The following is a 6,639-nucleotide window of genomic DNA, read 5'->3' as shown; positions in this document are numbered from 1 at the left end:
AAACTTTATTTTACCGAAAACCGAGTCTCAATCGGAAAACTTTATTATGTCTAGGAAAACTTTATTTTATGGTTACATAGGAGAAAATCAGATACATATCATTAAATTAAGGGGAATCCGTCAGTTTATACTTTAGCGTATTTTCCCACATCCACATGATTTACAATCATCGCATTTAACCCAATAACATTGGGGACAGACTATTCTAAATAGTTCTCTATTAAATTGTTCTTCCTCTTGTTTATTGTTAAAGTAAATTCGTTCATCCGTATTAATTTTTATGTTTATTGAGGCTTTACAATACCAACACCACTGATGCCTCTTTTTAAAGCTTCTGACGGCTCCGATATAATCCATCCATTTTCTTGCCTTATCACCGTCTTCTATTTGCCGCTGCCTTTCTTTTATACCTTCTGGTGAGGCCCAGTATTTTTCTCGCTCTAGCTTATGTTTCTTTTCTTTATCTTGTTCTATATTAATGAGTACTATCACTATCCATGCTATGAAAATTAGTAATACCATACACACGCCTACTTTCTAATTCCTTCTGTAAATTACCCAATATATATCGGATATATCTTAACGAAGTTTAGAACAGTGTTAACAACAAGGTCTCATGATAAAGATATATTTTGGGCAACAATGGCTAAACTTACCTTCTGGTTCATGCAGAATGAGAACAGAAAAAAGCCCGGATTCGTATTGGATGGAACCCGGGGAGATATGAAAAAAACCCGGAAATCGGAAAACTTTATTTTATGGTTACATAGGAGAAAGAAGACGTTCTAGGTGAAAATATAATGGTATAGATAGCTCATTTAAATATTTATCTACGGGTTTTGTCTTGTCAGTAATGATTGTTGCTAATGGCTGAATAAAAAAGACACATTTTGCCATCTCCGCTTCAGAACAACGTGTATCAGATAGATCATGTTTTTACTTTTGGTATTTTTTTATGTGTAAACGGTACGTATTTTTATGATTCTCCAAAATTTTAATTTCATCTTGAAAACTACTATTTCTAAGTACAGCATAATCAACTAACAGTATCATTTCCACTTGCATTTTCAGTATTGCCTCTCACTCATTAATTCAGATGATCCAAGTCTTTGTAAAACTGTCTTTATCCTTTTAGAGCTAAACTCAAATGATTCAGTTTTGCATTGGGTATAGATAGTCTTTTGGATCCACCATTCAACATTGGCAGGTTTGAGCAGAAAAACATCCTATCTTCGTCACCACAATGGGGAAAATGGAACAAGACACCTACCTCTTCGTGACCAAACAGGGCTGGTCCAAACAAGTATCAGAAAAGATTTAATTTCCACTAGATTAAAGGTAGCCGGCACTAGACTTCAAGATGGGGATGAATTAACTTATGCAGGAGCTCTCTCTTCGACCAAATCAGAAGTAATCCTTAAATCACATAGAATATTTGTGGCGAGCATTGATGCCCCAGCTTTCCCGCCCAAGGCAAAACAGCCAAAGGGGTTGCCAGCTTATCTTTGAAAGAAGAAGATAGCCTTGAATTCGCCATTCTATTGAATAAGAGCGAAAACAAGGAATTGAATCTTTCAGAAAAAAAATCCAAAGTCAAAATCTAAAACGAGTTAAGTGGGGTTCTTCGGGAATCAAGCTGTAAAAAGAGAGGCAGCTGGGGACGACTGTCTTTTTTTGATATTTCTGAATATTATATTTACAAATAAATACAATATGTGGTAAATTAGTTCTGGGTCTTATTACTATGTATTTTTTAAGACTTCAACTTTATTTAAAGGAGGTGAAAAGTGATGAAAAAGATAAAAGAGTTAGTTTTCATGGCTGCTATGATAGGATGTTTAGCCATTCCTTCTTTGGGTGCAGCTGAGACGGGTGGCTGGTCGGAAGACAAGGGGTATTCAGATCCATCTATTCCTACTTCCTCTTCTAACACAATTGCACCTCGGGCAGTTGAGGTTCCAGATGGATGTTCGGCAGCAAGCAAACCGCAAAGTCATACAGCTAAAAAGATTGCTCAGGATAGTAATGGAACCTTATGGAAGGTCAAGGCAAACACCAAATGGACTTGTAAATATCACTATTCAAGGGCTCGATTCGAAAACAGTGGTGGTAGCATTAAAGGTGATAGTGGAAGAAAATGGGGTACAGGAACATCTTCAGCATTATCTGGATCTGTATCACAGGACCTAAGTACCTATGTAGCAAAGACGTATTGGGGTTCGTAATATATAACATGCAACGCTGAGTTTACATAGAATATAGCAGAAATGAGTGGCTACAGTTTAGCCACTCATTTCTCTAATAAGGATGTATGGAATGAACAGACTGGTGAAGAAATGGGAAACTGAAAACCTCTTAATTCTCTTCTTTTTTGTTACGACTTTTTTGGTACTTTTATTCACTATATTGAATGCTCAAAAACAAGAAATGCTTGATATTTATACAAATGATTTATCCGAGAAAAGCAGCATTACGTTTTATGCTGAACAAAACGAAAGTTTGAAATTAAAGGAAATGAATGAACAAATAGATGACGCTTTTTTATTGTTAAAGAGAGGAATCGATTCAACCGGGAGAATTCATGCAGTCTTCAATCATGGATTAGATATCTTTCTTCCTGTTAAGGATGGCCGTTCCTTTAAGGAAGAGGATTACTTTGGAGAAAAGAAGGTCGCGTTAATAGGCGAGGACTATGACGATATCCAGCAAATAGACGGTGCTACATACATTGAATTCAAGGGAGAGCTATATGAAGTAATCGGAATTTTAGGTCCGCCGATAGAGTCTGATATGAACAAAGAAGCTTTTATTAATCTGGACGCTTTTGAAAAACAGGAAAAAGGGAATTCGGTCCCTTACGTTCTTAACGGAAGGAATCAAACAAACAATATCTTTTCGGAAATAAAGGAAATTAACAATCCTGCCTCATTATTGACATTAGAAGTAGGTAAAAAGGGAACTGGACGAATTTCCTCCGTTTCATCTCTTCCAATCTATCTATTGTTAATAGGAGGTGTGATAGGGATTCATTCCTTGTTGGTCTCGTTTTGGATACATAGAAAACAGAGATTTGTAGCTGTCCATCAATTAATTGGTCACTCTACTTATCTGATTATCAAGCAGCTTTCTATTCAATATGGAATAATGTTTTTGATTGGAGCGGGAATTGGCTGCCTGGGTTATGTGGGGCTAGACCCTCAATTTGACTTAATAAGAGATGGAATGTACCGAACTTATTTGGGAAGTGGCTTTTCTCTTTACGTTCTATTAAATATTTGTTTGCTTGCCATAGCTTTTTATAGGATAACGAATAAAGAAACATTAAAGGTGTTGAACGAATCATGAGTCAGTTGTTGAAAGAGTTAAAGATCAGCCTTTGGAAAAAACGAATGATTTCTATTCTCCTATACGTTGTAATGACTTCATTATTGTTATTACTCTCTGTTCTGTATGTTAAGTGGTTTGATGTTGATACGAAAACGGAAAGTTACTTAGCACAATATAACGGTCAGAATATTTATCAACTTTCTGATGAATTGACAGGAGAGAGAGAAGAGGCATATTGGAACAATCCCGCCGAATTGGATGTCTTCAAGAAATTATACCGGGAGTTATCGAAAACCCAGCAATTCTCCTATATGATTTCTAACAATCAATCCATTGGGGTGGTGGACTACAAAGGAAAAGAACAATTGTTGGATGGATATGAAGATAATGCGATACAACCAGAATATATGGGGCATTCTTTCCCTAAAGCCATACAAGTTAATCAGAAGGGGATTGAACGTTTTATTAAACTGTCCGAAGGAAGCCTGCCGAAAGAAAATGACTATATCTACAAAGAAGATACACCCATACCTATCTTTTTAGGCTCAGAATATAAGGATACATACAGTTTGGGAGACGAATTGACGATAAATTATTTAAACTATCCATTTAAAGCTGTCGTCACAGGAATCCTTGAAAGGGATGTCATGATTCCGAATAATGGTGAAATTGAATTCTATTTAGACCGTTTCATGGTGGTACCGTTTTTGGATTTCCCGGAAACCAAAGATGTTACCTTCCATAGCTTTCAGCAGAAACATTACTTAAATGCAGTCAATGGAGACATTTATACGAAGGAGGATCCCATTCAAACCCGTTTGGCATTAGAAACCATCACAGATAAGGTTGGATTCAACGAATATCAACTTATTGGGGCCAATGATAATTCTGTTTCCATTTTCATAGGCATGCTGAAACAAAATAAGATTCTTTTGCTTACGTTAGTTTCCATACTTGCTTGCTTTACGGTAGTAGGAGTAGCCATTGCTTCGCTTGGTAAATGGAATTTAAATATGAAAAGATATGCGATTTACTTGATTTCCGGAGCAGCTTATCAGAATATCTTCACGTACCTATTCGTGGAAATGGTTTTAATCGTCATCTTTTCACTCTGTACAGTGTTTGTTTTGATGTCATTCATAGGTATTTTTTCTGCTACCTATTACCTGGGGCTTGCCGGGGTGGGGATCATACTCCTGCTGATTGGCTTTATCCCATTAGTAATACAAATGAAACGTATGAATTTAGTTGAATGGTTAAAGAAGGTGTGACTGGATGATACATATAAAAAATATCGAAAAAACCTATAAAACACAAAAGGGACTACTTCAAGTCTTAAAAGGAATCGACTTATCCATTGAACGCGGGGAAATGGTCGCCATCATGGGTCGTAGTGGGGTCGGAAAGTCTACTCTCTTGCATTTACTCTCTGGCTTGGAAAAACCAACAAACGGTGAAATTTTAGTGGGAGAGGCTCACTTAGAGAAATTGTCCCAATCAGAAGTAACGAAGTGGAGAAAACAGAATGTCGGCTATGTCTTGCAGAAGGATGCGTTGATAGAAGAATTCACGATTCACGAAAACATTGCATTGCCGCTCAAATATGGCAACAAGACAAAGGAAGAAATTGATGCTCGTGTGAAGGCCTTATTAAAACAAATGAATCTGTCAGATAAGGAATATGAGTTCCCTCATAATCTCTCAGGAGGACAATCCCAACGTGTGGCGATTGCTAGGGCGTTAGCTAACGAACCTTCTATCATTCTTGCAGATGAACCGACTGGCTCATTGGACATAGAGACTGAGTCGGAGATATTATCGGTATTTCAAAGCTTACATCGAGAAGGAATGACGTTGATTATCGTTACCCATGACCAAGCCGTAGCCAACCGATGTAATCGAACAATCCATCTAAAGGATGGAGAAATTAACGAAAATAGATGAATAAAATGAGGCGACATAATCAGGTTGTCTTTTTTAATACCTCGAACAAGCTCTAACTGGAAAAGTTTGTGTAATTAAGGAGTATTTCAGATAATGGTAACAAGGCACCGTCAAGGGTTTACTACATACACAAAGCACTCAGCTTCTTATAGAGGAGATTATCGATTATCCACGAAATCTGCTTCTGATCATTTTTACCAATGGTGGTCACCTGGAGGTTCATGTAAGGATTATCTACTATTACGCTTACTTAAACAATGTAAACTTTACCAATACAGAAACTCCTAAAACAAATAGAAGCCTTTTTAAAAGCAAAAGGCGTAATCAAATTATCTGTAAAAAAACCGCTTACCCATTTTTAAGGACGAGCGGTTTTTTTAATACCTAATTTACTTTATGGAATAAATTTAAAGACTCTTCTACAAAAGAAAGTTCAACATTTCCAGCAAATTGAATCTCATAGTGTTTTTGGTTGAATGAGGTCACGGCTAAATATAGGCCCTCCTGGTCTTTATAAATTGTCCAATTCATTTTGTTTATGTCTAATTCATTCTGTTCTATTGGGGGTTTTTTCTTCTTATGAAAAGCAGAATCGGGAGGTATCTTATCCCTATACTCTAATACCAAAATGGAATTTTCGTCTTGTCCAGGTAACAGATAAATCATCTTGATTGAGTCATAGTTTTCTAAGGAATTTAATAAATTTAATTGATACTTGTCATCGTTCATAAAGGCATAAAAATCAGGGAAATTTTTCTTTACGTTGTTAAACGCTATGGATAATTCATCTGTGTCTGAAACTGCACTTTGAATAGTATCAGGATTTGTTTCTGCTACCTCTTTATCCTTTTTAAACAGCAAATAGCCTTCTTTATTTGCTCCATCTTCAAAATAAGCACCTTTGGCTGCGATGATGGATTTGTCTTTCCCATCCATCTGATAAATAGGACCAGGTGGTACTTCATTTGAATCCCCAGACTTCTTAATCTCCCAGTCTCCTATTCGCTTCACTTCTCCAACCTTTTCCCAATGAGAGCTTGATTCAGGCACTACTTCACCAGTTTTCATGTAATAATATCCTTCAAAAACAATGTAAGCATTCTGCTTCTCGCTTTCCGTCACCACTTCTACTTCTTTTACTCTGTTGTTTTGTTCTTTTCTTTGTACTGATTGAGCAGCATCTCCTTTCTTTTCAGTCGAACTACTCTCAAAAAAAGCAAAGTAAAGAGTTGAAAGTATGGCTAAGAATAAAACAATCGATACTCCTATTCTTTTATTCATGATTCTCCCCCTTTCCGTTATGTGAATGAGTATATCATTAAAAAATACAAATATGGTTTTTTTTGTAAAATACTTGTTAAAAATTGG

At 36.4% G+C, this 6,639-nt stretch carries 7 protein-coding genes; 5 read left to right on the top strand and 2 right to left on the bottom strand.

Annotation, left to right across the window (positions count from 1 at the left end; translation table 11 throughout):
• Window positions 1-132: 132 nt before the first annotated feature.
• Entirely contained in the window at window positions 133-522 is a 390-nt protein-coding gene (locus AC4D4B_RS18285; RefSeq protein ID WP_491000742.1) for a hypothetical protein, read from the bottom strand.
• A gap of 687 nt (window positions 523-1,209) precedes the next feature.
• On the opposite strand from AC4D4B_RS18285, the gene AC4D4B_RS18280 reads away from it, so the two are divergent.
• From AC4D4B_RS18280 to AC4D4B_RS18260, 5 genes are all read left to right on the top strand, one after another.
• Window positions 1,210-1,509, top strand: a complete 300-nt coding sequence (locus tag AC4D4B_RS18280; RefSeq protein ID WP_491000741.1) for a hypothetical protein — start codon at window positions 1,210-1,212, stop codon at window positions 1,507-1,509.
• 281 nt (window positions 1,510-1,790) lie between these two features.
• Complete coding sequence (locus tag AC4D4B_RS18275) at window positions 1,791-2,225, top strand: hypothetical protein (protein WP_491000740.1); 435 nt, start codon at window positions 1,791-1,793, stop codon at window positions 2,223-2,225.
• Window positions 2,226-2,316: 91 nt separating this feature from the next.
• Complete coding sequence (locus tag AC4D4B_RS18270; protein ID WP_491000739.1) at window positions 2,317-3,345, top strand: ABC transporter permease; 1,029 nt, start codon at window positions 2,317-2,319, stop codon at window positions 3,343-3,345.
• Complete coding sequence (locus tag AC4D4B_RS18265) at window positions 3,342-4,598, top strand: hypothetical protein (RefSeq protein WP_491000738.1); 1,257 nt, start codon at window positions 3,342-3,344, stop codon at window positions 4,596-4,598. The genes AC4D4B_RS18270 and AC4D4B_RS18265 overlap by 4 nt, the downstream gene beginning before the upstream one ends.
• A 4-nt stretch (window positions 4,599-4,602) precedes the next feature.
• A complete protein-coding gene (locus AC4D4B_RS18260; RefSeq protein WP_491000737.1) occupies window positions 4,603-5,271 on the top strand; it encodes an ABC transporter ATP-binding protein in 669 nt (222 codons plus the stop codon).
• A 384-nt stretch (window positions 5,272-5,655) separates the two neighbouring features.
• On the opposite strand, the gene AC4D4B_RS18255 is transcribed toward AC4D4B_RS18260, so the two are convergent.
• Entirely contained in the window at window positions 5,656-6,552 is an 897-nt protein-coding gene (locus AC4D4B_RS18255; RefSeq protein ID WP_491000736.1) for a hypothetical protein, read from the bottom strand.
• Window positions 6,553-6,639: the final 87 nt, after the last annotated feature.

The organism is Pradoshia sp. Z6_59, assembly GCF_058267515.1.
This window is presented reverse-complemented; position numbering and strand designations above follow the sequence as displayed.